The sequence below is a fragment of the Micromonospora sp. WMMD1120 genome, from assembly GCF_029626235.1.
Lineage (GTDB): Bacteria > Actinomycetota > Actinomycetes > Mycobacteriales > Micromonosporaceae > Micromonospora.
Map to the genome: position 1 here is coordinate 3,990,424 of NZ_JARUBO010000005.1, position 26,644 is coordinate 4,017,067.

Below are 26,644 nucleotides of genomic sequence, written 5' to 3' on the forward strand. Positions count from 1 at the left end.
GTGCGCGAGGAGGCGGCGAGATCGCCGGAGTTCGTGCAGTCGCTGGAGCGCGGGCTCGCCGTGATCCGGGCGTTCGACGCCGAACATCCGCAGCTCACGCTCAGCGAGGTGTCCCGAAGGACCGGGCTGACCCGGGCGGCGGCGCGCCGGTTCCTGCTGACCCTCGTCGAGCTGGGCTACGTGCACACCGACGGGCGGCTCTTCTCGCTGCGGGCGCGGATCCTCGACCTCGGTTACGCGTACCTGTCGAGCCTGAGCCTGCCCGAGATAGCGCGGCGGCACATGGAGGCGCTCGTCGCGCAGGTCCGCGAGTCCTGTTCGGTGTCGGTGCTGGACGGCCACGAGGTGGTGTACGTCGCCCGCGTCCCCACGAAACGGATCATGACGGTGGGGATCAGCGTCGGCACGCGGTTCCCCGCGTACGCGACGTCGATGGGACGGGTGCTGCTCGCCGCCCAACCGGCGGACTGGCTGGACGACTATCTCGCCACGGCGGAGCTGCGGCCGTTGACCCGGCGCACCGTGACCGACCCGGCGAAGCTGCGCGGCGTCCTCACCAGGATCGCCGCCCAGGGGTACGCGATAGTGGACCAGGAGTTGGAGGAGGGCCTGCGGTCGCTGGCCGCGCCGATCCACGGTCGGGACGGCTCGGTGATCGCGGCGGTGAACGTCTCCGCGCACGCCACCCGGGGGTCCTTCGAGATGATCCGTCGGGATCTGCTGCCACCGCTGCTGGCGGCCGCGAAGCGGATCGAGGAGGATGTCCGGGGTGGGTCTGGACGGGCGTCGACGGCAGCCGCCGATCCGCCGGGCGCTGCGGTCGGCGGAACCGTCAGATCGACCTGCTGGTGAACGGTATGCCGCAGAGTCATGTATATGCCTCTGCGGCATACCGCTCACTACCGCGTCCGCGCCCGACGGAGGTTACCCACGGTAACCACCGGACCGCTCCGCCGCGCGGTCAGCTACGGGTGGACCACCGCTGGTTCTGTTGGCCGTTGCACGACCAGAGGATGAGCTTGGTGCCGTTGGCGGTGCCGGCGGCGTTGGCGTCGAGGCAGAGCCCGGACTGGACGCCGGTGATGGTGCCGTCGGCGTTGAGGTTCCACTGCTGGTTGGCGCCGCCGTGGCAGTCCCAGATGATCGCCTGGGTGCCGTTGCTGGTGCCGCCGCCGTTGGCGTCGAGGCACTTGTTGCCGTATACCTGAAGTTGCTTGGCGGCGGTGGAGGTCCACCGTTGGGCGGTGCTGTTGCTGATGCAGTCCCAGAGCTGCACCTGGGTGCCGTTGGTGCTGGTGCCGTTCGGGACGTCGACGCAGCGGCTGGACTGGGCGCCCACGACCTGGACGTTCTGTTGCGGGTTCCCGCCACCGGCCGGCGCGTACCCGGCGGCGGCGATGTTGGCCTGTACGGCGTTCTCGGTGGCCGCCGTCGGGAAGCCGGAGGTCAGCACGCCCTCGAAGAAGGTGCCCCGGCCGGTGATGCTGTTGTCGCCACCGATTCCGAGCAGGATGGCCCCCTCCTTCTTCATCGGGTGGTAGCCGGCCGGGCGTGGTCCGTCGAAGTAGGTGGTCAGACCGCCCGACTGCGCGTTGCCGCCCCGGATCGCCCAGTGGTTCGGCTCGCCCTTGACCATCGCGGTGACGAATCGGTGGTTGATGGACGCGATGTTGTTGTAACCCGCGTTCACCCCGGAGAACAGCCCCCACTCCAGGTCGGCCATGATCCACGGGCCGCTGCCCGCGCCGTAGCCCCACTGCTTGTTGGCGCCGAAGTAGACGGTCTCCATGATGGCCCGCTCGTCGGCCAGGTTGTTCGTCTGCGCGTTGCCGTAGTCGAAGCAGCACCACTGGTTGTAGTGGGTGCCGTCGACCACCGCGTAGATGCCCTCCGGTTGGTCGCCGGTCGCGACGCCGTTGGTGTTGTTGTTGCGGTAGCCGGTGCCGGGCGCGATGTAGACGCCGTATGCCTTCTGTCCCCCGACGGTGACCGGCGCGGCCTTGGCGTCGGCGAGGTTGTCGTACCCGCCGGGGGCGGGGCCGACGAAGTGACCGGGCGGCGCCTGGGTGAGCCGGTTGTTGCGGCCGGACTGGTCGTAGATGACGGTGATGACGCAGGTGGTGTTGGCGCAGAAGGTGTCCTGGGTGGCCGCGTTGGCGTAGCCTCCCGCGCCCAGCACGCCGACGTCGCGGGTGGTGTTGTCCGACGATCGCCGGACCTGGTAGAGCGGGCCGTCGTAGGCGCCGTACAGCGCCCGCGTGGTGCTGTGCGCGGCCACGCACGGCGTGCCGCCCGAGGCGTAGATGTCACACGGTCCGGTGCCGGCGGCGCGGGCGACGCCCGGCGTGTCGGAGAGCGCGTAGGTGCCAGCGGCGGTGACGAGAAGCACCACAGTGGCGGCCAGGCGACCAAGTGTTTTCTTCGCGTTCATTGGATCCTTCCGGTGCGGCTGGGGGCGGTGGTGGAAATGCATTGATCACACGTAATACCTATGACATTAATTGTCGTCCATCTATGGCGCCAGTCCGGATCCGGTGGTCGGTGAATGGCGGCCCGCGGGGTGGATATGCTCGTCCGCGGAGCTGGGGGCGTCCCCGTGCCGGGACAGGGATCGATTCGGGGGCGGCGAGTGAACATCGGGGAGATCGCCCGCCGGGCCGGCGTGTCCCGCAGCACCGTCTCGTACGTGTTGAGTGGAAAGCGCAGCGTGTCGGAGGCGACCCGGCAGCGGATCCAGGCGGTCATCGACGAGTTGGACTACCGGCCCAACGCCAGCGCCCGGGCGCTGAAGGAGGGCCGCACCCGGACCCTCGGGCTGGTGATCCCGCCGGCGAGCCAGCGGCTGACCGACATGCAGCTGGGCTTCGTCGCCAGCGTCGTCGAGGCCGCGGCCCGGCACGATCTCGACGTGCTGCTGTCCCCGTCGGGTGGGGACCATGACCGCTCCTTCGAGCGGATCGTCACCGGGCGCCGGGTGGACGGCGTCGTCCTGATGGAGATCCGGTTGACCGACGACCGGGTGACCCGGCTGACCAGGGCCGGCCTCCCGTTCGTCACGATCGGGCGGACCGCCGAGCCGCACGGCATGAGCTGGATCGACATCGACTACGCCGGGCTGATCGGCCGCTGCGTGCACCACCTGGCCGACCTCGGGCACCGGCAGGTGGCGCTCGTCAACCGCTCCGCCGAGTTGGTGGCGGCGGGCTACGGTCCCAGTCATCGCGCGCTGGCCGGCTTCCGGGCCGCCGCCGAGGAGCGCGGCCTGACCGGTGTCGAGGTCTGCTGCGGCGACGACTCCGTCTCCGGCGAGGCGTGCATGGAACAGCTGCTCGCGACGCACCCGGAGGTGACGGCGGCAGCGACCATCAACGAGGCCGCGCTGCCCGGCATGCAACGCGCGCTGACCAGCGCCGGGATGTCGGTGCCGGGTGACTTCTCGGTCACCGGGGTCGCCGCCCAGCACTGGGCGGAGGACTTCCGCCCTCCGCTGACCGCCGCCGACGTGCCGATGGTCGAGATGGGCGCCGAGGCGGTGTCGCTGCTGCTGGAGGCCATCGCCGAGCGCGACGCGGTGCCGCGACACCGCCTGTACAGCCCGCCCATCTCGCTGCGTTCCAGCACCGGTCCGGTCCCGGCCCGCTGACGCCGCCGGACCTACCGGCCCGCGCCCCGCCGCCGCTCCTGCGCGGCGGCGAGGATGAGATAGCTGCTGGCGGTCCAGGTGTACGCGCGGTCGCGCAACCCGGCGCCGGTCTCGGCGTCGAAGTTCTCCGCGAAGCCGGACTTCTCACACAGCGCGAGGAAACGTCTACTGATCTCGTCGGCGAGCCGGGTCTGACCGGCCCGCCGCAGGCCGTCCTCGACCAGGACCGTGGAGGGCGCCCAGATCGGGCCCCGCCAGTAGCCGTCGGCCAGGTAGTGCGCCGAGTCGGTCGGCTCGGTGGCCAGCCCGTGCGTGGTCAGGTGGGTCTCCGCGCCCCGGGCCAGGGCGGCGGCGACCGGGTCGGGCAGGTCGGCCCCGAGCGCCACCGGCATCAGGTCGAGCAGGCTGCGGCTCGCCCGCCGCTGCCCGGTGTGCGGGTCGCGGGCGGTGAAGCGCGCGCCGTCCCACAGCTCCCGCAGCATGGCGTCGTTGATCCGGTCGGCCTCCCCCGACCACTGCTCGGCGGGCTCGCCCAGCTCCGTGGCGAGGTCGGCGAGGCAGCGCAGTTGGGAGACCAGGAACGCGGCGAGGTCGGCGGTCTGGACGACCCGTCCGCCGTCGAAGGTGGTCGCGTTGTCCCAGCCGCTGTCGTTGCCGTGCTGGTAGTGGGGCAGGTCGTGACCCGGGGCGCGCCGGGCGTCGAGCCAGAACCGCGTCCAGCGGGCCAACCGGTCGTACGTCTGCGTCAGCGCCGCCCGGTCCGGTGGCGCAGGGAGGCGACGACGCAGGTGCCGCAGCGCCCAGCCGTGGATCGGCGGCTTGACGTAGTTGTGCAGGACCTCGGAGTGGGTGACCGAGTCGGGTAGCGCGCCGGCCTCGTCCTGGTGGTCGAAGGGCAGGTGGAACTGGTGCCAGGCCAGCTCCGGCTCACCGGCGGCCAGGGCGATCGCGTTGAAGCAGTGGTCCCAGCTCCACACCTTGTCCATCCAGTGCTTGGACATGAGCACCGCCGGGCGGGTGACGAACCCGGCCGGTGCGACGGTGGCCGACCACAGGACGTACGCGGCCAGCTCGGCGGCCGGCGTGTCCGGGCCGCGCCAGGGCGCCACCGCGTCGACGAACGCGGCGAACTCCGCGTTCCGGTCCTGGCGCAGCCGCTCGAAGCTCATTGAGCCGACGTACGGGCGGCGGGCGGTGGCGTACTCCTCGATCGCGATCTCCCAGGGCTGGTCGCCGGAGAGCTCGACGGATCGGTCGGCGGTGCCGAGCGCCTGCACGCCGTCGGTGCGGGCGAGCGCGCCGGAGAGCACCGTGATCCGGTAGCGGCGGCCGGTCTCGTACGAGGTGAAGACGTGCGACCCGTCGAGCGGGTCGAGGTAGAGGTAGGTGCCGCTGAACGGGGTGAGGGTGCCGGCCGCGGCGGCCACCCGCAGACCGAGCCGCCGGCCCCGGACGCGCAGCGTGTCCGGCCCGTCGTAGACCGCCTCGATCCGGTCGGCGCCACTGCGCCAGATCAGCGACGCGGGCGTGGCGACGACAGTGGTGTCGGCGACGGTGGGGGTCAGCCGCAGCACGGCGTGCAGGCCGGTCTGGTGCGAGACCAGGTGCAGGTCGTCGGCGTACGTCTTCTCGGCGACCACCGGGGAGATGTTGAACCAGGATCCTCGGCAACTGAACGGGATGTCCTGGATTCCGAACTCCGGACCGGACGGGGCGACGGTCATGGGTGGCGGGTGCCTTTCTGTGGTGCGGGTGGTCAGTCCTTGACAGCGCCGGCGGTCACACCCGTCGAGACGTACCGCTGGGCCAGGACGAGCAGCACGGCGGCGGGCACGGAGGCGACGACAGCGGTCGCCATGATGGCGTTCCACTGCTGGTTGTTGTTGCCGATGTAGTGGTAGATGCCGAGGGTGATCGGCTGGTGGTCACCGCCGCCGGCGAGGGTGGAGGCGAAGATGAAGTCCGACCAGGACCACAGGAACGCGAACAGCGACACGGTGACGATCGAGTTGCGGCTGACCGGGAGCACCACCGACCAGAAGGTCCGCAGCCGACTCGCGCCGTCCACCACGGCGGCCTGGAGCAGCTCGTCGGGGAGCCCGGACATGAAGGCCGTGAAGATCAGCACGCCGAACGGCACGGCGAGTGTCGTGTCGGCCAGGATCAGGCCGGGCAGGGTGTTGAGGACACCCAGGTGGAGATAGATGGCGTAGAAACCCATCGCCATGATGATCCCCGGGATCATCTGCGCGATCAGCAGCACGAAGCTCAGCGCCCCGCCGCCGGGCGGCCGCAGCTTCGCCAGCGCGAAACCGGCGGGCGCCGCGAGCGCCACGGTCAGCACCACGGTGCCGAGCCCGACGAGGAAGCTGGTGCCGAGGTACGGGAGCTGCTGGTCGAGCACCGCGCGGTAGCCGTCCAGGGTGCCGTTGGTGGGGAACAGGTGCGGCGGGCTGGCCCGCATGTCCTGGTCCCTGGTGAACGACACGTTGATCATCCAGTAGACGGGGAAGAGCATCAGCCCGGTCAGCACCAGGCCGACAGCGGTCTTCCACCAGGTTCGAGGGGTGGGAGTGGTCATCGTCGGTGCTGCCTCCGCTCCATCCGGACGTAGCCGAGGCCGGCGATCAGGGCCATCACGATGAGCAGGTTGCCGACCGCCGCTCCCGGCCCGAACTCGGGCAGCAGGTTGCCGAAGCCGAGGCGGTACGACCAGGTGGCGAGCGTCGCGGAGGAGTCGGTGGGGCCACCCCTGGTCATGATCCAGATGATGTCGAAGACCTTCAGCGTGTAGATCAGCCCGAGCAGCAGCGTGATCGCGGAGACCGGTCGCAGCAGTGGGAGGGTGACCGACCAGAACCGTTGCCAACCCGTCGCGCCGTCGAGCGCGGACGCCTCGTACACCTCGGTCGGGATCGCCTGCAAACCGCTGTGGAGGACGACCAGGTTGAACGGGATGCCGATCCAGATGTTCGCGATGATCACCGAGGCCAGCGACCAGCCCGGCGAGGTGAGCCAGTTGACCGGCCCGACGCCCACCACGCCGAGCGCGGCGTTGACCAGCCCCGAGTCGCTGTTGAGCAGCCACGACCAGGTCGACGCCGAGACGATCAGGGGCAGCAGCCACGGTACGAGGATCAACGCCCGCAGTGTGCGCGACAGCGGGAAGTGCCTGTGGAAGAAGAGCGCCAGGGCCATGCCGATGCCGAACTGGAAGACGAGCGACGTGACGGTGAAGACCACTGTGTGGGTGAGTGTCGACACGAAGGCCGGGTCGGTCAGCACCGTCCGGTAGTTGTCGAGCCCGGCGAAGGGCGCTCCGCCCTGCACGAACGAGCGGACTGTGTATTCCCGCAGGCTCAGCTCGACGTTGCGGTAGAGCGGGTAGGCGTAGAACGCCGCCAGGTAGATGGTCACGGGTGCCAGGAAGCCCCATGCCGCCCAGCGGTTCGGTCGGCGTACCCGGGACGGGGGAGGCGCGGGTGGGGCGACGGCGGTCGCCCCACCCGGCTCTCGTACGGCGGTGGTGTCTGTCGTGGGAGCCATGGTGTCGCTTCGGCGCGGTTACCGGTTCGTGGCCGCGGCCTGTGCGGCGGTCAGTGCCTCGCCGGGTGACTTCCCGCCGCTGAGGGCCGCCTGCACCGCGGTCCACAGCGACTCGGAGATCTTCGGGTACTTCGTGCCGAGGTTGTCACCGGTGCGTCCCTTGGCGGCCCGGACCGCCTCGACCCAGACCTTGAGCTTGGGGTCGGCCGCCGCCTGCCGCTCCTGCACGGCGGCGACGGGCGCGACGTAGGAGAGCGTGGTGTCCGTGGTGAGGAGGTTGTCGGCGCTGGTCAGGCAGGCGACGAGTTGCTGCGACGTGGCGTACCGGCCGGTGTTCTTCTGCACCGGTATGGAGACGAACTCGCCGCCGGTGGGCGCCGGGGCCGGCCCGCCCGCGGCGGCCGGGATGGCGATGGTGCCGTACGGGAAGCCGACCTTCTCCGCGTTGGCCAGCTGCCAGGTGCCGTTCTCGGCGAACGCGTAGTCGCCGGTGGCGAACTCCTGCCAACTCGTCGTCTGGGTGTTGTTGATGACCGAGTTCGGGGCGTGGCCCCGCTTGAGCCAGTCCGTCCAGAGGGTCAGCGCGGACACCGCCTCCGGCGAGTCCAGCTTGGTCAGTTGGGCCCCCGACCCCCAGAACCAGGGCAGGAACTGGAAGCTGCCCTCCTCGGTGCCGATCGCGGAGAAGGTGATGCCCTTCTTGCCCTTGGCCTTGACCTTGTCCAGCGCCGCGTTCAGCGACGCCCAGTCCGTGACGGTGGCGGGGTCGACGCCGGCCGCGTCGAGGACGTTCTTGTTGTAGTAGAGCGCGAGGGTGTTCGCCCCGATCGGCACCCCGTAGGTCTTGCCGTCGCTCTGGCCGGCGCCGAGCAGGTTCGCCTCCATGGCCGAGACGTCCAGCTTGTTGTCGTCGGTGGTGGTGAGCGCGCCGGCCTCGGCCAGTGTCGAGATGACCGGGTTGTCGACGATCAGGACGTCCGGTGAGTTGCCCTGCTGGGCGGCGAGCAGCGCCTTGTTGGTCAGGTCGGTGGTGTCGTAGCCGGTCCGCTCGACCGTCACGCCGGCGGAGGTGCCGCACTTCTTGAGCAGCGCCACCCACTCGGAGTCGTCGGCGAACTGGGGGTACGGGTCCCAGACGAGGTAGGCACCTTCGTCGGCGGGCGTGTCGGAGGACGACGAGCAGGCGCTGCCGGCCGCCGCGGCGAGGGCTATCGCGGCGACGGCGGCCAGGCGCCGCCGCCGACTGATTCCGGTCATCTGGTGCCTCACTCCAAGTCGATCGTCAGGGGTGGGTGGTGTGACAGTCGGGGACCGGGCAGAGCCCGACCAGGAGGCGAATCGATTCGACGAATCGGTTCGCCCGAAGATAAGTCGGTCCGAACCCGTGGTCAAGGGATTGGCGGCCGGTCGGGGAAACACAGTCTTCATCGAGCTGTCGTTTCATTGACATCGTTCAGTGCGCGGACCTACGATCCGTGCGAATCGATTCGCAAGCGCTGCCCTCCGGAGAGCGTCCCCCACGCCCCACCAAGGAGCCGCCCGTGAAAACCCCGTCCCGCGGCAGGTCCGGACGAGCCGGCGCGTTCGTCGCCCGACTCCTGGTCGGTCTGCTCGCCGCCACCACCGCCGTGACCGTCGCCCCAGGCCCTGCCCAGGCCGCCGACGAGTCGATCAGTGTGAACTTCTCCAGCACCAGCGGCGCGCCGACCTATCGCGCGTCCGGCTGGATCTACGGCATGACCGAGAACGCCAGCGGCCCCGCCGACCGCTTCTACCGCGACGTCAGGTTCCAGTACATGCGCGCCGGCGGCGCGCAGCTCCCGGGCAGCGGATGGGTAGGCGGCACGTACGACCGGCGGTGGAACTCCACACTCGCCCAGGCGCGCCGGACCGTCGCACTCGGCGGCCAGTTCATCATCCTGCCGCACGACCTGTGGGGCGCCGACGGCGCCGGGATCTCCCGCTTCCCCGGCGACAACGGCAACTGGACCGACTACGACAACTTCCTGACCCGGCTGATCGGCGACGTCCGGGCGTCCGGGCTGTCCGTGCAGTGGGACATCTGGAACGAACCGAACATCACCATCTTCTGGAACCGGCCGATCGCGCAGTACCTGGAGCTGTGGCGCCGCACCTACCAGCGCATTCGCGCGGAGTTCCCGAACCAGCTCATCGTCGGTCCGAGCTGCGCCTGCGTGCCGTCGACGAACCACGCCTTCTGGAACCAGTACCTGGACTTCGTCCGCTCCACCAACACGGTGCCGGACATCATCAGTTGGCACTCGCTGCCGGGCGACCCGGTCGCCAACGTCGCCGCCGCCAACGCCACCCTCGACCCGCGTGGCATCCCCCACCCGCGTCCGTACCAGATCAACGAGTACGGCGCGCCGGACGAGCAGAACCCGGCCGACGGCGCCTGGTACGTCGCCCGGCTGGAGCGGGCCCGCGCGGACGGCCTGCGGGCGAACTGGGCCAGCGGTGGCAGCCTGCACAACGACCTCGGCAACCTGTTGATCCGCAACTCGGCCGGGCAGCACCAGCCGAAGGGCGAGTGGTGGAACTACCGCTTCTACGCGTCACAGACCGGCGAGAACGTCGGCGTGACCCCCAGCCAGTCGTACGACGCGTACGCCACCAAGGCGACGGGCGTGGCGAAGGTGCTCGTCGGTGCGGGCCGGACCACCGGGAACCTGACGCTCAACCTGCAGCGGCTGGACACGACCAGCGGCATCGTGCAGAACAACCAGGTCCGGGTGCTCACCCAGCGCATCCCGCACAACAACGGCGGCGCGGTGCAGGGGCCGGTCACGGTCTCCAACAGCGTGGTGAACGTGTCCAACAACAACGCCACAGTGACCCTGCCGTACTCCAACCAGACCGACACCTACGCGCTCACGCTGCTGCCCCCCTCGGACGGCGGCTTCCAGTCGGTGGCGGTGGCCCAGCACTCGCAGCTGTGCCTGAACAACCCCGGGCAGAACGCCGCCGACGGCAACGTCCAGCAGCAGAACCTCTGCGACGGTGGTGACCAGCAGCTCTGGAACTTCCGGCCGGTCGCCGGTGTGGCCAACACGTACACGGTCGTCAACCAGCAGAGCGGCAAGTGCCTCGACGTCAACGGCGTGTCCACCGCCGACGGCGCGGCGGTGCACCAGTGGACCTGCTCGACCGGTCTCAACCAGCAGTTCACCCTCCGCAAGGTGACCTACTCGGGCAACGACTCGCACGACTACCAACTCGTCGCCCGGCACAGCAACAAGTGCGTCGACGTCAGCACGGTCTCCACCGCGCCGGGCGCGGTGGTGCACCAGTGGACCTGCATCCCGCCCAGCCAGGGCAACCCACGCAACCAGACCTGGCGGATTCTGGGGCGGTAGCGGTCCTCGGGGAGGTGATGCGCTGGCCGCCGAGCGGGGGTCAGCGCGTCACCCCGCCCGTGACATTCATTGACATGGATTAATCAAAGATCCTACGATTCGCTGCGAATCGATTCGCCGACACCACCAGCCGCCCGTGGCCCGTCGACAATCCCCGGCACTTCCCCGACCCGAGGAGCCACCTCGTGCGAACCCCGTCCTACCGAGAATCAGAAACATCCTACGATCTCAGTCCGAGACGTCGCCGCGTCCGGCGTCTGGCCCTCCTGGCTGGCGCGCTGGCAACAGTCCTCGCCGGTGTCGGCGCCGCCTCCGCGACCCTGCCTCCCACCGCCGAGGCCGCCGTGCTGGCCGCGATCGAGCCGGGGCAGAGCACCACCATCGTCGGCACCCAGTCCGGCCGCTGCCTGGAGGTGCCCAACTCCAGCACCACGAACGGCACCCAGACCCAGCTCTGGGACTGCAACGGCGCCGCCGGCCAGACCTGGACCTGGACGTCGAGCAGACAACTCACCGTGTACGGCAACAAGTGCCTGGACGCCAACGGCCGGGGCACCACCAACGGCACGTCGGTGATCATCTGGGACTGTAACGGCCAGAACAACCAGCAGTGGAACGTCAACAGCAACGGCACCATCACCGGCGTGCAGTCCGGGCTCTGCCTGGACGCCAACGCCGCCGGGACCGCGAACGGCACCAGGATCATCCTCTGGGCCTGCAACGGCGGCGCCAACCAGCAGTGGACCTCGCCGACGACCCCGCCGCCCCCGACGACGACCCCGCCGCCGAGCGGCGCACGCCCGTGTGACATCTACGCCTCCGGCGGCACCCCGTGCATCGCGGCGCACAGCACGACGCGGGCGCTCTACGCGGCGTACGCCGGCAACCTCTACCAGGTACGCCGCTCGTCGGACAACACCACCCGGAACATCCCGGTGTCCGGCGCGGGCGGCACCGCCGTGGCGGCCAACCAGGATTCCTTCTGCGCCGGCACCACGTGCGTGATCACGGTCGTCTACGACCAGTCCGGGCGCGGCAACGACCTCTGGTACCAGGGCTCCAGCGTGGTCCCGGGCTCACCGCAGAGCAGGCCGGCGATCGCCACCTCGGAGTCGTTGACGGTGGGCGGCGCCAAGGCGTACTCGCTGTACATCAACCCGGGTAACAGCTACTGGCGCGACGGGCACCTCACCGGGGTGCCGACCGGCGCCGCTCCCGAGGGCATGTACATGGTCACCAGTGGCACCCACGTCAACAGCGGCTGCTGCTTCGACTACGGCAACAGCGAGACGACGCGCAAGGCCGACGCCGCCGGGGCGATGGACGCCATCAACTTCAGCAAGCAGTGCTGGTTCGGCGGCTGCTCCGGCACCGGCCCCTGGGTGCAGGCGGACCTGGAGTGGGGTCTCTTCCCGGGCGGCAGCCAGACCTGGAACCCGAACCAGCGTTCGTTCACCAGCAAGTTCGTCACCGCGACGCTGAAGAACAACGGCACGACGCGCTTCGCCATCAAGGGCAGCGACGCGCAGGCTGGCAACCTCTACACGCTGTACGACGGCGCGCTCCCGCCGGGCTACAGCCCGATGAAGAAGCAGGGCGCGATCATCCTGGGCAGTGGCGGAGACTGCTGCAAGCCCGACGGTGGCGCGAACCTGAGCGCCGGCACCTTCTACGAGGGCGCCATGGTCGCCGGCTATCCGTCCGACGCGACCGAGAACGCGGTGCAGGCCAACGTGGTGGGCGCTGGCTACCGCTGACCCGGACGACGCCGGAACGAGCCGTGCGCCGGTCACCCCCCAGTGGTGACCGGCGCACGGTCCTGTCGAGGTCGGCCTGGTGTCAGGCGAGGGCGCAGGACGCGCCGTTGAGGGTGAACGCGGACGGTCGGGTGTTGTTGCCGCTGTGGGTGGCCTGGAAGCCGATGGTCACCGAGCCGTTGACGGGGATGCCGCCGTTGTAGGCGACGTTGCGGGCCGTCACCTGCCCGGAGTTGGGCGAGTAGGTGGCGTTCCAGCCCGAGGTGATGGTCTGCCCGCTGGGCAGGGTGAAGACCAGCGACCAGCCGTTGACGGCGCTGGCGCCGGTGTTGGTGATGGTGATGTTCTCGGTCAGGCCGTTGTTCCAGGCGTTGATCGCGACGGTCACCCGGCAGGCGCCGGTGGTCGGCGGTGGCGGGGTGGTCGGTGGCGGGGTGGTCGGGTCCGTGGGCGGCGTCGTCGGGCCGGTCAGCCCGAAGAACTGCACGGCGGCGGCGGCCATACCGCCGGAGGGCAGGCTGTGACCGGCGCCCTGGATGCTGTACGCCTCGACCTGGACGGTGCCGTTGCTGTCCGCGTACCTGCGCCGGTTCCAGTTCGTCTGGGGCGTGTCGGTGGAGGTGGGTGTCTGGCTCAGCCCGAACACGTTCGTCCACTGCTCGATCGTCTCCTGCAACAGCGAGTACGGCACGAGCGTGTCGTTGGTCCCGTGCCACAACTGCACCCGCGGCCGTGGTCCGGAGTAGCCGGGGTACGCCTGACGCACCGCGTCACCCCACTGCTGCGGCGTCCGGTTCATGTTCCCGCCGGTGCACTGGCTGCTGCCGGGCGGGTAGTCCGCCGCGTTGGCGAAGCAGTTGAACGGCACCCCCATGAACGCCGCGCCGGCCTTGAACACGTCGGGGTAGAGCGCCAGCATGTGGTTGGTCATCATGCCGCCGGACGAGCTGCCGGTGGCGTAGACCCGGTCCGGGTCGGCCGAGTACTGCTGCTGCACGTACCGGATCATCGAGATGATCGACACCGGGTCGCTGCCGCCTCCGCGTCGCTTGGCCGCGTCCGACCACGTGTCGAAGCAGTTGCCGAAGCCGGCCTGCTGGGTCGCGGACGGGTAGATGACGATGAACCCGTAGCGGTCGGCCTGGCTGGCGAACTCGCTGCCGGAGTAGAAGCCGGGGCCGGAGCCGCCGCAGCCGTGCATCGCCACCACTGTCGCCGGCCGCGCCGGTCGGTTGTCCGGCACGTAGACGTGCATGCGCATCCGCCCCGGGTTGTCGCCGAAGCTGGTCACCTCGGCCAGCGACGCCGCGTACGCGGGCCGGAACGCCGGGACCACGAGGCCGGCCGTCACGAGTGACACGGCCATGGCGAGCAGCAGTTTCCTTCTGATTCTCAACGGACGACTCCTTCGACTGCCTGGTCAAGGCTGGAATTGGTCGCGCGGTCCGCTCGCGGGTGTGCCCGACTCCCGCGGGTGTTCGCGCGTTGCCCGCTACCGGCTGGCTCGCCCTGGTCCGGCTCTCGGACGGCCTCGCATGACAAATAGTGTTCCCCTCGGACCAACAAGTGTCAATTGAAGTGCCTCTATCGCTCTGGCGTCGCGGTCGGGCGTCGCTGACCTGCGCTTCGGAGGGCGGGCGTGTGCCGCCGGTGACTGTGAGCGATAACAGAATGCCGGTCCGACGGGGTGGGTCGGAGTTCGGCGTGACGCCTCACCCGCTGGTCACGGGGCAGCTCGAAGCCCCCCGGAGGGGCGGCCAAGACCGGGCGAATCGCGGCGTTCCGGTGGATTGGCATGAAGGCCTTGTTACGTCTTGACGAACGACATGTTATCGCTCACCCTCGATATCGAGGTCTACCGATGTTGCGGCTCACCGGGCGGGTCGCGTCGGTCGTACCTCGGATCGAGACGTCCCTCCGGGCATGCGGACGTCACCTCGGGACCCGGCGGACGCCGGCAGTGGCCTCACCGGAGCGTGTCCGGGCTGGTATCGGAGTCCGTCCCGAGCGAAGTGGCACATCACCACCACCGATGCAACCACTGAAGAGGAACCACATGAAACCGATGAGAACGATGCTGGCGGCGGCGACCCTCGCCGTCGCCCTCACCACCGGTATGACTGTCGCGCTGACTCCCGCGTCGGGCGCCGGCACGACCCTGAAGGCGGCGGCGGCGGAGAAGGGGCGCTACTTCGGCGCGGCTGTCGCCGTCAACAAGTTGTCGACGAGCGCGTACACGACGATCCTGAACCGCGAGTTCAACAGTGTCGTGGCCGAGAACGAGATGAAGTGGAGCTCCACCGAGCCGCAGCAGAACACCTTCACCTTCGGCAGTGCCGACCGCCTGGTCAGCCACGCGCAGGCCAACGGCATGAAGGTGCGCGGTCACACGTTGCTGTGGCACGCGCAGCAGCCGGGGTGGGCGCAGGGCATGTCGGGCAGCGCGCTGCGCAGCGCGATGATCAACCACGTCACCCGGGTGGCGTCGTACTACCGGGGGAAGATCGACTCCTGGGACGTGGTGAACGAGGCGTTCGCCGACGGTGGTTCCGGTGGCCGGCGCGACTCGAACCTGCAGCGGACCGGCAACGACTGGATCGAGGCGGCGTTCCGGGCGGCGAAGGCGGCCGACCCGGGCGCGAAGATGTGTTACAACGACTACAACACCGACGGCATCAACGCGAAGTCGACGGGGATCTACAACATGGTGCGGGACTTCAAGTCCCGTGGCGTGCCGATCGACTGCGTGGGTTTCCAGTCGCACCTGGGCACCTCGTTGGCCTCGGACTACCAGGCCAACCTCCAGCGGTTCGCCGACCTGGGCGTGGACGTCCAGATCACCGAGCTGGACGTGATGACCGGCGGCAACCAGGCCAACATCTACGCGGCGGTCACCCGCGCCTGCCTGGCCGTCTCGCGCTGCAACGGCATCACCACCTGGGGTGTTCGCGACTGCGACTCGTGGCGTGGGTCGGACAACGCGTTGCTGTTCGACTGCAACGGCAACAAGAAGGCCGCGTACAACGCCGTGCTGGACGCGCTCAACGGCGGCTCGACCCCGCCCACCACGCCTCCGCCGGGCTCCGGGGTGGACACCAGCGCCTGGTACGTGCTGTTGAACCGGAACAGCGGCAAGGCGCTCGACGTCTACGCCAACGCCACGAACGACGGGGCGCGGATCAGCCAGTGGACGCGCAACAACGGCACCAACCAGCAGTGGCAGTTCGTGGACTCGGGCGGTGGCTGGTACCGGCTGAAGGCCCGTAGCTCCAGCAAGGTGCTGGACGTCTCCAACTTCTCCACCGCCGACGGTGGCGCCATCGTCCAGTGGTCGGACCTCAACGGCACGAACCAGCAGTTCCGGCTGGCCGACTCGGACGGCGGCTACGTGCGGCTGATCAACCGCAACAGCTCCAAGGCCGTCGAGGTGCAGGGCGCCTCCACGGCGGACGGCGGCAACGTCGTCCAGTACGCCGACTGGGGTGGCAGCAACCAGCAGTGGCAGCTGGTCCGGATCGGCTGATAGCCGTTCCGGTCCGCACGGACGGCGGCCCACCCGGCGGGTGGGCCGCCGTCGACCGGCAGGTGCCCCGTGCCGCCCGCCCATCGACGTCGGTCGTTTGACGTATGACGTCTTTGCCGTTACGTTCCATCCCGCGGGCCGCACGGTTGCCGAAGGGCACGCGGCGCACCGCGCGGTCGACGCCCTGCCCCGAGCCCGGATCGGGGCGCCGCGGACGCCGCGCATCCCGCACGCCACCCCCACGTGTCGACGCCACCACCGGACGCCGCACGCACGTCAGGGCACGCGTGGAATCTGCTCGTGGATGACCCCGATCGAAGGAGTGGATCATGAAGGCCATCGGTGAGGCCCGTCCCGCCTCGCGAGAGAGACGTCGCTGGCGGACAGGGTTGGCCGCGGCGGCGGCAGCGATCATGGCGGCCGGCACGCTCGTCTCCGTCAGCGCGGCGCCCGCGGCGGCGGCGACGGTCGACACCAACGCCTGGTACGTCCTGGTGAACCGCAACAGCGGCAAGGCGTTGGACCTGTACGCCTCGGCCACCAACGACGGCGCGCGGATCAGCCAGTGGACGCGCAACAACGGCACCAACCAGCAGTGGCAGTTCGTCGACTCCGGGGGCGGCTTCTACCGGCTGAAGTCCCGGCACTCGGGCAAGGTGCTCGACGTCAGCAACTTCTCCACCGCCGACGGTGGCGCCATCGTCCAGTGGTCCGACCTCAACGGGACGAACCAGCAGTTCCGGCTGGCCGACTCGGACGGCGGCTACGTGCGGCTGATCAACCGCAACAGCTCCAAGGCCGTCGAGGTGCAGGGCGCCTCCACCGCCGACGGCGGCAACATCGTCCAGTACTCCGACTGGAACGGCGCCAACCAGCAGTGGCAGCTCGTCCCCACCGACGGCGGCACGACCCCGCCGCCGACCGGCGGCAGCGGGTGCGGCAAGGCGCCGACGCTGGCCAGCGGCACGCACACGATCCAGAGCAACGGCAAGAGCCGGACGTTCACACTGCGGGTGCCCGCCAACTACAACAACAGCAACCCCTACCGGTTGATCTTCGCGTTCCACTGGCGGGGCGGCACCATGCAGGACGTCTCCTCCGGCGGCACCAGCGGGACCCCGTGGTCCTACTACGGGCAGCAGGAGCAGTCGAACAACAGCGCGATCCTGGTCGCGCCGCAGGGCCTCGGCAACGGCTGGGGCAACTCCGGCGGTGAGGACATCGTCTTCGTCGACAACATGATCAGCCGGATCGAGAGCAGCCTCTGCGTCAATCCGCGGCAGCGGTTCGCCCTCGGCTTCAGCTGGGGCGGTGGCATGAGCTACGCCATCGCCTGCGCGCGCGCCACTGTCTTCCGGGCCGTCGCGGTCATCTCCGGCGGGCAGATCAGCGGGTGCAGCGGTGGCACGCAGCCGATCGCGTACTTCGGACTGCACGGCATCTCGGACAACGTCCTGAGCATCTCCCAGGGACGCGCGCTGCGCGACACGTTCGTCCGTAACAACGGGTGCGCCGCCCAGAACCCGCCCGAGCCGGCCGGCGGCAGCCGTACGCACATCACCACCACCTACTCGGGCTGCCGCTCCGGCTACCCGGTGCAGTGGGCCGCGTACGACAACGGGCACATGCCCGGCCCGGTGGACGGCACGTACGCCGAGAGTGGCATCACGACCTGGACCAAGGGTGAGATCTGGCGGTTCTTCGCCCAGTTCTCCTGATCGCGCCCGATCACCCGGCGGCGCCCGCTCCCGTACCTCGGGGGTGGGCGCCGCGTGGTCGGGGCGGCGGTCAGCGCCGCAGGCGTACCGGGTCGTTCGAGCCGCTGCGGCGGACCAGCCAGGCCTCGGTGATGTGGGTGAACATCGCCTGGGCGGCGCCGTCCGGGTCGTGCGCGGCGATGCGCTCGTAGATGCGCCGGTGGCCCTGGTTCGACGCCACGCACAGGGCGCGCTCGGTGCGGCCCATGTAGCGGGCGGTGTTGATCACCTGGCTCTCCAGTGCCCGCACCACACCGCGGGCGATCCGGTTCCCGGACGCCTGCATGATCGCGTCGTGGAAGGCCCGGTCGTGATCGTGGTAGGTGACGTGGTCGTCGACCAGCTCGTCCATCCGGTCGACCATGGCGGCCAGTCGCTCGATGGTCTCCGCGTCGGCCTGGCGGGCGGCGACGTTCGCCATGTCGGACTCCAGCACCCGTCGGGTGACGACCAGATCGTCGAGGATGGCGAGGCTGTCGTCCATGGCGATGGTGGCGGCGAGGACGAGTTCGTCGAGCATGTCCCAGTTGGCGGGCGGGGTGACCATGGTGCCGGCGCCCTGGCGGACCTGGACCAGCCCCTTCTCCTGAAGGATCTTGACCGCTTCCCGGACGACGGTCCGGCTCACCGAGAAGGTCTCGCAGAGGACCGGCTCGGGCGGGAGGGGCGTGCCGGACGGGTGGACGCCGCGGACGATGCGTTCCACCAGTTCCGCGGTGACCGCGCTGGCGAGGTTGGTCGGCCGACGTACCCATGCCGGGGTCACCGGGCTGTTGAGGGCCGTCTCCTGGGATGGCGTCATGTCCCCCTCCGAAAGGCTCGCCGTGGCACGACGTCCGGGTCAGTGTACGGCCGAGTATTGACGTCACACGTCATACGAGTTACCTTCCGGTCACCATTGGCTCGCGGGGTACCCGCCGGCCACCCCCCTTTCTGAGGTGACAACTGATGAGACAGCGCGCTATGTGGTCGGCCGTCCTCATTGTGGGCCTGGCGTTGACCGGTTGTGGAAGTGCCAGCGATTCGGGTAAGGCCACCAGCTCGGACGGCAAGCTGGTGGTGTGGGACTGGAAGTCCGGCGAGACGTTCGCCAAATCCTATCTGGACAAGGCCAAGGCCGACTTCAAGAAGAAGCACCCGGACGTCACCGTCGAGTTCGTCGCGCAACCCTTCGACCAGTACTACACGCTGCTCGGGGCGGCGATCCAGGCCGGCAAGGGTCCGGACGTCATGCTGTTCAACGGCGGTGGCCAGATCCGCGACCGGGTGGACGCGCTGGTGCCGATCACCGACCACGTGGCCGAGGACAAGCAGCGGCTGGCGGGCTGGGAGGCGTTCACCAAGGACGACAAGGTCTACGCCAGCCCGGTGACGCTGCAGGGCTACCCCATCTACTACAACAAGAACATCTACCGCAAGGCCAACCTCGACCCGGCAAACCCGGCCACCACCTGGGACAAGTTCGTCGCCGACTGCGACGCCGTCGCCAAGGCCGGCGCCAAGTGCTTCGCCCTCGGTAACAAGGAGGGCGTCGGCATCCAGTTCTGGATCTCCAGCCTCGGGTCGACCACGCTCACCCCGCAGGAGTACGACGCCTGGATCGCCGGCAAGCGCGACTGGAACTCGGCGAACGTCAAGCGGCTCTTCCAGACCTGGAAGGAGGCCGGCGACCGGAAGATGAACAGCGACGGGGCCAACTCGACGGCGATGTTCAACGACTCCTTCGCGCTCTTCCAGTCCGGCAAGGCCGCCCACGTCATGGGTCTGATGTCGGACGTCGGGCACTGGAAGGACTTCAACGAGTTCCTCACCCCGGAGCAGCTCGGCGTCATGAAGGCCCCGGTCGTCACCGCCGGCACCACGCCGACCCTCCCGTACGACGGTGGCATCGGCTACGCGGTCGCCAAGTGGACCAAGGACCCGAAGGTGGCCGCCGACCTGGTCCGTTCGCTGACCTCGGCCGACGCGCTGAAGGCCTTCTACGCCGACGCCGGCGCGATCGCCTCCGACACCACCATCGACGTGTCGCAGGCCGGCCCGGCCGTCTCCACGCTCGTCAGCGAGCTGAAGAGCGGCAAGCCCGCGCTGCACGTGGCGCTGTCGTCGAAGACGATCGACCTGATGGGCCGGCTGTCGCAGCAACTGCTCAGCGGTTCGATCACCGTCGACGAGGTGGTGAAGCAGTTGGCCGCTTCCGACCAGGCGGGCTGACCTCGTGCCGATCGGAGACACGCAGTCGTCGGTCCGTCCGGCTTCGGCCGGACGGACCGGCGGGGCGGTCGTTCCCGCCGCCCAGCGCGGGGGCGTACGTCCCCGACGTGCCGGCAGCAGCCGGGGAGCCGAACGCTTCGCCCCGTACATCCTGGTCGCCCCGGCCGTTCTGATCATCGTGCTGCTGCGCCTGTACCCGCTGATCCTCGGTGTCAACTTCTCCTTCACCGGCGACGGTGAGCAGAACGGAACAGCGGTCGGGTTCGGCAACTACCGCGAGCTGTTCCACGATCCGCTGTTCCGGACCGCGCTGAGCAACGTCGGGCTGCTGGTCCTGCTGCTCCCGGTGGCGGTGGCGATCCCCGGCCTGCTCGCGACCTTCATCTACCTGAAGGTGCCGGGCCACCGCTTCTACCGCAGCGTCTACTTCTTCCCGGCGGTGCTCTCGCCGGTCATCGTCGGCGCGATCTTCAACCTGTTGCTCGCCTTCGACGGTCCGCTCAACGCCATCTTCGGGTCCTTCGGTCTCGGCCCGGTGGACTGGCTCGGCGACCCGGACATCGCGATGGTCGTCGTCGTGGGCGTGCACATCTGGGCCACCTTCGGAATGTCCCTGGTGGTCTTCCTCGCCGGCTTCGCCACGCTGGACGCCGCGCTGCTGGACGCCGCCCGGATGGATGGCGCCTCACTCAGCCAGGTCATCCGGCACGTGATCATCCCGAGCCTCTCACGCACCATCCAGTTCGTCTTCGTGACCACGATGATCGGCATGTTGACCTCGATGTTCGGCCTGCTCTTCGTCATGACCAGCGGAGGACCGGAGGGGTCGACGTACCTGCCGGAGTACTACATCTGGATTCAGCAGGGCCAGATGAACCGGCCGGCGCTGGCCTCGGCCGCGTCGACGATCCTCTTCGTCATCATGCTGGTGGTCGGGCTGTTGCAGGTCAAACTGCTGGAGCGCGCGGGGAAGGAGGACTGATGTCCCGCGTCCGTCTGGGCTGGTGGTTGGTCGCCATCCCGATGTCACTGCTCGCGCTGGCGACGATCTATCCGCTGCTGTTCACCGCCAACGTCGCGATGAAGACCCGGCGTGAGTACATCCTCGACCGGTTCTCGCTGACCGAGGCGCTGCGCTGGGAGAACATCAGCACGGCGTGGAGCAGCGTCGGCATGGGCCGCTACTTCGTCAACTCCATCGTCGTGGTGACGTTGTCGGTGGTGCTGCTCCTGCTGCTCGGGTCGATGGCCGGCTTCGCCCTGAGCCAGCTACGGTTCCGGGGCTCGTCGGCGCTCTTCCTGGGCTGCCTCGCGGGGCTCTTCATCCCGTTCCAGGTGATCATGGTGCCGCTCGCCCGGATCATGGCCGACACCGCGCTCATCGACACCTACCCCGGGCTGATCCTCGTCTACGTGGCCCAGTTCCTGCCCTTCACCGTCTTCCTCATGACGAGCTACTACCGGGGCATTCCACCGGAGATCATCGACGCCGCGCGGATCGACGGCAACACCGTGTACGGCGTCTACCGGCGGATCATGCTGCCGCTGGGCACCCCGGCGTTGATCTCGGTCGGCATCCTCGACCTCCTGTTCTGCTGGAACGACGTCCTCATGGCGCTGGTGATGATGCCCTCGGCCGAGAACCGCACGCTGATGATCGGCGTGACCTCGCTGCGCGGGCAGTACTCCGACAACATCCCGACGTTCGCCTCCGGCGTGCTGATCGCCGCGCTACCCGTCCTGTTGGTCTACCTGTTCCTCCAGCGCCAAATCGCCGACGGTGTCGCCGCCGGTTCCACGAAGGGTTGACATGCGGATCACGGGATATCGGACGCTCACCACGGTCCAGGAATGGGGGCGGCCCGTCGGCGACGCCAACGGGGTGTTCGCCGACGGGGTGGTGCCGATCTCGATCGTCCTCGTCGACACCGACGAGGGCATCTCGGGAGTCGGCCTCGGGCCGCACGTGGAGATCGAGCGGATCTTCGCCGCCATCGACGGTGAGGACCCCCGTGCGGTGACGACCCTGTACGACCGGATGCTGCGGCACACGTTCAAGGCGGGCCACGCCGGCCCGGTGTTCGGCACGATCGGCGCGCTGGACACCGCGCTCTGGGACATCAAGGCGCAGGCCGCCGGCGAGCCGCTGTGGCGGCTGCTGGGCGGGCGCGACCGGCGGGTCACCGCGTACGCGTCCGGACTGGACATCGGGCTCACCGACGACGAACTCGTCGCGGAGTACCAGGTCTACGCGAGCCACGGCCTGCGCGCGGCGAAGCTCAAGGGTGGCCTCGACATCGAGAGCGACAGGCACCGCCTCGGCCTGGTCAGGGAGGTCCTGACCGAGGCCGGGCACGGCCGGCGGCCGGGTCTGATGCTCGACGTGAACGAGGCGTGGACCCGGAAGCAGGCGGTACGGCACGTCTGTGAGCTGGAACGCACGCTGGACCTGATCTGGATCGAGGAGCCGGTCCGGCGCTGGGACGCGGAGGGTCTCGCCGCCGTCAGCCGGGGAGTGAACGCGTCGGTCGCCACCGGCGAGAACCTGACCGGTCTCGAACAGTACCGGCCGCTGATCGCCGCCGGGGCGGTCGACGTCGTCCAGATGGCTGCCGTCTGGGGGGTGACCCACTTCCTGCGGGCGGCCGCCCTGGCCCACGCCTACGACCTGCCGGTGAGCCCGATCGGCAACAGCCCGATCGGGCTGCTGCACGCCGCGACCTCGGTGCCGAACCACCTGACCAGCGAGTTGCAGGACCTGCGTCCCCCGGTGGGCATCTCCGTCGACGTGCACGTCGAGGACGGCGCCTTCGTCCTCGGCGACTCACCCGGGCTGGGCGTCCGGGTGAACGAGGGGCAGCTCAGGGCGGCCGACCGCCTCCCGGGGACGCAGACGGCCGACAGCCCCAACGTACGACCGGAGCGGGCCGGACGGCGGTTGCTGGCCGGGTTCGACGGCGTCATTCCCGCCCGTCAGGTGCCCGCGGTGCCGCTGAACTCCCGCCCCGAGGTGTCGCCGACCGTGACGCACTGAGCTGACCAGCAGAGGACGGCAGGCGTGGGTGCACCGCGATGTGGTGCACCCACGGCCATGCCCGGTCGGCGCGAGGGACGTACCGACCGTCGAGACGGAGGAACGATGAAGGCAGTCGTGTACCGGGGGGCTCGGCACCTCGGGATCGAGGAGCGCGACCCGGAGCCACCGGGCCCTGGTCAGGTGCGGATCGCCGTGGCGTACACCGGGATCTGCGGTACGGATCTGCACATCTACCACGGCGACATGGACGCCCGGGTCGGCGCCTCCGCCGTTCTCGGGCACGAGATGTCCGGGCGGATAGCGGCCCTCGGCGAGAACGTCACCGGCTGGAGCGTCGGGCAGCCCGTCACCGTGCTGCCGACCCGCCCCTGCGGGGGGTGCGCGGCCTGCCGACGGGGCAACTCCCACGTGTGTCACGCGATGAACTTCCTCGGCATCGACTCACCCGGGGCCATGCAGTCCTCCTGGACCGTTCCGGAGGAACTGGTCCTGGCGCTGCCGGAGGAGTTGCCGCTGGACCACGCGGCGCTCGTCGAGCCGGTGGCGGTCGCCGTGCACGACGTCCGGCGGGCGAACGTCACGGCCGACGACCAGGTGGTCGTGGTCGGCGGAGGGCCCGTGGGGGTGCTGATCGCCACGGTCGCCCGAGGCCGTGGCGCGCGGGTGCTCCTGGTCGAGCCGGACCCGTTCCGCCGGGCGGTGGCGGAGGAGGTCGGTATCGAGGTCGTGGACCCGGGCGCGACCGACGTCGTGGCGTTCGTCGACGACCGCACCGACGGCGCGGGCGCCGACATCGCCTTCGAGGTGTCCGGCGCCGCCGCCGGCGTGGCCACGGCGGTCGATGTCCTCACCACCCGGGGTCGACTGGTGCTGGTGGCGATCCACCCGAAGCCCCGGGAGGTCAACCTGCACCGGTTCTTCTGGCGTGAGCTGGAACTCCTCGGCGCCCGGCTGTACCAGCGCGACGACATGCAGGAGGCGATCCGACTGGTGGCCTCCGGCGCGATTCCGGCGCGGCAGCTCATCTCCCGGGTCGAACCGGTGCAGGCGGCGGCTGAGGCGTTCGCGGCGCTGGAGGGTGGCGGTGTGCTGAAGGTGCTGCTCGACGTACGGGAGGGGAACCGGTGAGCGAGTTGTTCGATCTGTCCGGGCGGACGGCTGTGGTGACCGGGGCCCGGCGGGGCATCGGGCTCGCCATGGCCGAGGCCCTGGCCCGGGCCGGCGCCGACATCGTGGGCGTCTCCGCCCAGCTCGAGGCGAGCGGCAGCGAGGTGGAGCGTCGGGTACGCGCGCTCGGCCGTCGCTTCACCGGGCTGCGGGCGGACCTCGGCGACCGGGCGGCCGTACACCGGCTGGCCGGGGATCTCGTCGCCCTCGGACCGGTGGACATCCTGGTGAACAACGGCGGCACCATCGCCCGCACCCCGGCCGTGGACCACCCGGACGAGATGTGGGACCAGGTGATCGAGGTGAACCTCAGCAGCCAGTTCGTGCTGAGCCGGGAGATCGGCCGGACGATGGTCGAACGCGGCCACGGGAAGATCATCTTCACCGCTTCGCTGCTGAGCTTCCAGGGCGGCATCACCGTCCCCGGTTACGCCGCCTCGAAGTCCGGGATCGCGGGGCTCACCAGGGCGCTGGCGAACGAGTGGGCGCCGCGCGGGGTGAACGTCAACGCCATCGCGCCCGGCTACATCGCCACCGACAACACCCAGGCGCTGCGCGACGACCCCGACCGCGACCAGGCGATCCGGGCGCGCATCCCGGCCGGCCGGTGGGGCCGGGCCGATGATCTGGGCGGTGCCACGGTGTTCCTGGCGTCGGCCGCCTCGGACTACGTCAACGGCGTCGTGCTGCCCGTCGACGGCGGATGGCTGGGCCGGTGACCGGCGACCAGGCGCCCCGGCGAGCCGGAATCGTCGACGCGCACCACCACCTCTGGGTCCGCGCACGGCACCCACAGCCGTGGATCGACCCGGTCACCATGGCGGCCATCGACGCCGACTTCGAGCCCGCCGACCTCGCGCCGGTGGCCCGGGCGGCCGGGATCACCGAGACGGTCGTGGTGCAGTCCATCGCCTCCGAGACCGAAACGGTGGACCTGCTGGGCGTGGCCGCGCGGGACTCCCTGGTCCGTGGGGTCGTCGGCTGGGTGGACCTCACCGCCGACGACATCGCGGACCGTCTCGACCGCTTCCGGGCCGCACCCGGCGGGGACCGGCTCGTCGGCATCCGCCACCTCGTGCAGTCGGAGACCGACCCGGCGTACCTGGACCGTCCGGACGTACGGCGGGGGATCGCCGCCGTGGGCGCCGCCGGTCTGGTCTACGACCTGCTGGTCCGCCAGCACCAGCTGCCGATGGCCGCGCGGCTGGCGCGCGACCTGCCCGAGGTGAGCTTCGTGCTCGACCACCTGGGCAAGCCCGCGCTGGGTCGTCCCGAGGTGGCCGAGTGGAGTCGGGACCTGCGGGTGCTGGCGTCCGCGCCGAACACCACGGCGAAGCTCTCCGGGTTGGTGACCGAGGTCCAGGGACCGGACTGGACGACGGAGGACCTGCGCCCCGCCGTCGAGGACGCGCTCGACGCCTTCGGCCCGGATCGGCTGATGTTCGGCTCGGACTGGCCGGTCTGCCTGCTCGCCAGCTCGTACGGCCGGTGGGTGGAGGCGTTGGCGGAGCTGCTGGGCGACCAGGACGTCGCCGCCCAGGAGCCGATCTGGGGTGACACGGCCCGCCGCGTCTACCGGCTGGGGTCGTCGTGAGGGCGGGTGCGCTGCCGCGCCGCCCGGCGGTACGCCTCAGCGAGTTGGGCTTCGGCGCTGCCCAGGGCGGCAACCTGTACCGGGCGACGACGGACGAGGAGTTCGACGCCGCGGTCGACGCCGCGTGGGAGGCGGGGGTGCGCTACTTCGACACCGCGCCGCACTACGGCCTCGGCCTGTCCGAGCGGCGTCTCGGTGCCGCGCTGCGTCAGCGACCGCGCGACGAATACGTCGTGTCGACGAAGGTCGGCCGCCTCCTGGTGCCGTCGCCACAGGACACGCACCTGCGGGACTCCGACGGGTTCGACGTTCCCGCGACGCACCGGCGGGTGTGGGACTTCAGCCGGGACGGTGTCCGTCGCTCGCTCGAGGCCAGCCTGGATCGGCTCGGGTTGGACCGGGTCGACGTCGTCTACCTGCACGACCCGGACGACCACTGGGAGTGGGCGGCGAGCGAGGCCGTGCCCGCCCTGGTGGAGCTGCGCGACCAGGGGGTCGTGGGCGCGATCGGCGCCGGGATGAACCAGTCGGCCATGTTGGCGCGGTTCGCGCGGGAGACCGACGTCGACGTGCTGATGTGCGCCGGCCGGTACACCCTGCTCGAACAGGGCGCGGCCGAGGACCTGCTGCCCGTCGCCGAGCGCGGGGGAGTGGGCATCGTGATCGCGGGCGTCTACAACTCGGGGCTGCTGTCCCGGGAACGGCCACCGGCTGACGCCGTCTACAACTACCAACAGGCGCCCGAGGACCTGATCGAGCGGGCGCGGCGGATCGCGACGGTCTGCGAGGCGTACGGCGTGACCCTGCCGCAGGCGGCGCTCGCCTTCGTCCGGCGGCACCCGGCAGTGGTGTCGACGGTGGTCGGCGTCCGCACCGAGGCGCAGGTGGCCGAGACGGTACGACGGTCGGAGGCGGTGGTGCCGGAGGCCCTGTGGGACGCCCTGGTCGAGGCCGGGTTGCTCGCCGTGCCGCCGTCGGCGGTCCGCCCGGCCTGAACGACGGACGCCTCGGCCGGGACCGGCTCCGCTCATC

General features: G+C 70.0%; 21 protein-coding genes. 14 read left to right on the plus strand and 7 right to left on the minus strand.

Going from position 1 to position 26,644, the window contains the following annotated elements:
- Positions 1-852, plus strand: a complete 852-nt coding sequence (locus O7634_RS18855) for an IclR family transcriptional regulator (protein WP_278154012.1) — start codon at positions 1-3, stop codon at positions 850-852.
- Positions 853-961: 109 nt separating this feature from the next.
- Here the strand turns inward: O7634_RS18855 and O7634_RS18860 are convergent, their stop codons facing one another.
- The gene (locus tag O7634_RS18860; RefSeq protein ID WP_278151428.1) at positions 962-2,431 is read right to left on the minus strand and encodes an arabinofuranosidase catalytic domain-containing protein; all 1,470 of its coding nucleotides are present in this window, start codon (positions 2,429-2,431) and stop codon (positions 962-964) included.
- A 198-nt stretch (positions 2,432-2,629) separates the two neighbouring features.
- On the opposite strand from O7634_RS18860, the gene O7634_RS18865 reads away from it, so the two are divergent.
- Positions 2,630-3,643, plus strand: a complete 1,014-nt coding sequence (locus tag O7634_RS18865; protein WP_278151429.1) for a LacI family DNA-binding transcriptional regulator — start codon at positions 2,630-2,632, stop codon at positions 3,641-3,643.
- Between the two features lie 11 nt (positions 3,644-3,654).
- Here O7634_RS18865 and O7634_RS18870 read toward each other — a convergent pair whose 3' ends face one another.
- From O7634_RS18870 to O7634_RS18885, 4 genes are read right to left on the minus strand one after another with little or no spacing between them, the layout of a single operon-like run.
- Positions 3,655-5,367: a trehalase family glycosidase gene (locus tag O7634_RS18870; RefSeq protein ID WP_278151430.1), complete on the minus strand. Its 1,713-nt coding sequence runs from the start codon at positions 5,365-5,367 to the stop codon at positions 3,655-3,657.
- 32 nt (positions 5,368-5,399) lie between these two features.
- The gene (locus O7634_RS18875; protein ID WP_278151431.1) at positions 5,400-6,224 is read right to left on the minus strand and encodes a carbohydrate ABC transporter permease; all 825 of its coding nucleotides are present in this window, start codon (positions 6,222-6,224) and stop codon (positions 5,400-5,402) included.
- Entirely contained in the window at positions 6,221-7,189 is a 969-nt protein-coding gene (locus tag O7634_RS18880) for a sugar ABC transporter permease (RefSeq protein ID WP_278151432.1), read from the minus strand. Before O7634_RS18880 ends, O7634_RS18875 begins: the two co-directional genes overlap by 4 nt.
- 18 nt (positions 7,190-7,207) lie before the next feature.
- Positions 7,208-8,446 (minus strand): extracellular solute-binding protein, encoded by a 1,239-nt coding sequence (locus O7634_RS18885; RefSeq protein ID WP_278151433.1) that lies wholly within the window; start codon positions 8,444-8,446, stop codon positions 7,208-7,210.
- Between the two features lie 284 nt (positions 8,447-8,730).
- Between O7634_RS18885 and O7634_RS18890 the strand changes: the two genes are divergently transcribed.
- Together O7634_RS18890 and O7634_RS18895 are read left to right on the plus strand one after the other, a co-directional pair.
- Positions 8,731-10,566, plus strand: coding sequence for an RICIN domain-containing protein (locus O7634_RS18890; protein ID WP_278151434.1), 1,836 nt, complete (start codon positions 8,731-8,733; stop codon positions 10,564-10,566).
- A gap of 185 nt (positions 10,567-10,751) precedes the next feature.
- Positions 10,752-12,323: an arabinofuranosidase catalytic domain-containing protein gene (locus O7634_RS18895; protein ID WP_278151435.1), complete on the plus strand. Its 1,572-nt coding sequence runs from the start codon at positions 10,752-10,754 to the stop codon at positions 12,321-12,323.
- 82 nt (positions 12,324-12,405) lie between these two features.
- Here the strand turns inward: O7634_RS18895 and O7634_RS18900 are convergent, their stop codons facing one another.
- Positions 12,406-13,719 carry a PHB depolymerase family esterase gene (locus O7634_RS18900; RefSeq protein ID WP_278151436.1) on the minus strand — a complete coding sequence of 438 codons (1,314 nt, stop codon included), beginning with the start codon at positions 13,717-13,719 and terminating at the stop codon, positions 12,406-12,408.
- A 660-nt stretch (positions 13,720-14,379) separates the two neighbouring features.
- Between O7634_RS18900 and O7634_RS18905 the strand changes: the two genes are divergently transcribed.
- Complete coding sequence (locus tag O7634_RS18905) at positions 14,380-15,846, plus strand: endo-1,4-beta-xylanase (protein ID WP_278151437.1); 1,467 nt, start codon at positions 14,380-14,382, stop codon at positions 15,844-15,846.
- A gap of 329 nt (positions 15,847-16,175) precedes the next feature.
- Positions 16,176-17,564, plus strand: a complete 1,389-nt coding sequence (locus O7634_RS18910) for an RICIN domain-containing protein (RefSeq protein ID WP_278151438.1) — start codon at positions 16,176-16,178, stop codon at positions 17,562-17,564.
- 70 nt (positions 17,565-17,634) lie between these two features.
- On the opposite strand, the gene O7634_RS18915 is transcribed toward O7634_RS18910, so the two are convergent.
- Positions 17,635-18,405, minus strand: coding sequence for a FadR/GntR family transcriptional regulator (locus O7634_RS18915; RefSeq protein ID WP_278151439.1), 771 nt, complete (start codon positions 18,403-18,405; stop codon positions 17,635-17,637).
- Positions 18,406-18,551: 146 nt separating this feature from the next.
- On the opposite strand from O7634_RS18915, the gene O7634_RS18920 reads away from it, so the two are divergent.
- The 8 genes from O7634_RS18920 (at position 18,552) to O7634_RS18955 (ending at position 26,607) form a co-directional block, all read left to right on the plus strand.
- Complete coding sequence (locus O7634_RS18920; RefSeq protein WP_278151440.1) at positions 18,552-19,814, plus strand: extracellular solute-binding protein; 1,263 nt, start codon at positions 18,552-18,554, stop codon at positions 19,812-19,814.
- Positions 19,815-19,818: 4 nt separating this feature from the next.
- Positions 19,819-20,796 carry a sugar ABC transporter permease gene (locus tag O7634_RS18925; protein WP_278151441.1) on the plus strand — a complete coding sequence of 326 codons (978 nt, stop codon included), beginning with the start codon at positions 19,819-19,821 and terminating at the stop codon, positions 20,794-20,796.
- Positions 20,796-21,623 carry a carbohydrate ABC transporter permease gene (locus O7634_RS18930; protein WP_278151442.1) on the plus strand — a complete coding sequence of 276 codons (828 nt, stop codon included), beginning with the start codon at positions 20,796-20,798 and terminating at the stop codon, positions 21,621-21,623. Before O7634_RS18925 ends, O7634_RS18930 begins: the two co-directional genes overlap by 1 nt.
- Position 21,624: 1 nt before the next feature.
- Positions 21,625-22,848 carry a mandelate racemase/muconate lactonizing enzyme family protein gene (locus O7634_RS18935; RefSeq protein WP_278151443.1) on the plus strand — a complete coding sequence of 408 codons (1,224 nt, stop codon included), beginning with the start codon at positions 21,625-21,627 and terminating at the stop codon, positions 22,846-22,848.
- A gap of 105 nt (positions 22,849-22,953) precedes the next feature.
- The gene (locus O7634_RS18940; RefSeq protein ID WP_278151444.1) at positions 22,954-23,979 is read left to right on the plus strand and encodes an alcohol dehydrogenase catalytic domain-containing protein; all 1,026 of its coding nucleotides are present in this window, start codon (positions 22,954-22,956) and stop codon (positions 23,977-23,979) included.
- Positions 23,976-24,737: an SDR family oxidoreductase gene (locus O7634_RS18945; protein ID WP_278151445.1), complete on the plus strand. Its 762-nt coding sequence runs from the start codon at positions 23,976-23,978 to the stop codon at positions 24,735-24,737. Before O7634_RS18940 ends, O7634_RS18945 begins: the two co-directional genes overlap by 4 nt.
- Positions 24,734-25,612, plus strand: a complete 879-nt coding sequence (locus O7634_RS18950) for an amidohydrolase family protein (protein ID WP_278151446.1) — start codon at positions 24,734-24,736, stop codon at positions 25,610-25,612. The genes O7634_RS18945 and O7634_RS18950 overlap by 4 nt, the downstream gene beginning before the upstream one ends.
- Positions 25,609-26,607 carry an aldo/keto reductase gene (locus tag O7634_RS18955; protein ID WP_278151447.1) on the plus strand — a complete coding sequence of 333 codons (999 nt, stop codon included), beginning with the start codon at positions 25,609-25,611 and terminating at the stop codon, positions 26,605-26,607. Before O7634_RS18950 ends, O7634_RS18955 begins: the two co-directional genes overlap by 4 nt.
- Positions 26,608-26,644: the final 37 nt, after the last annotated feature.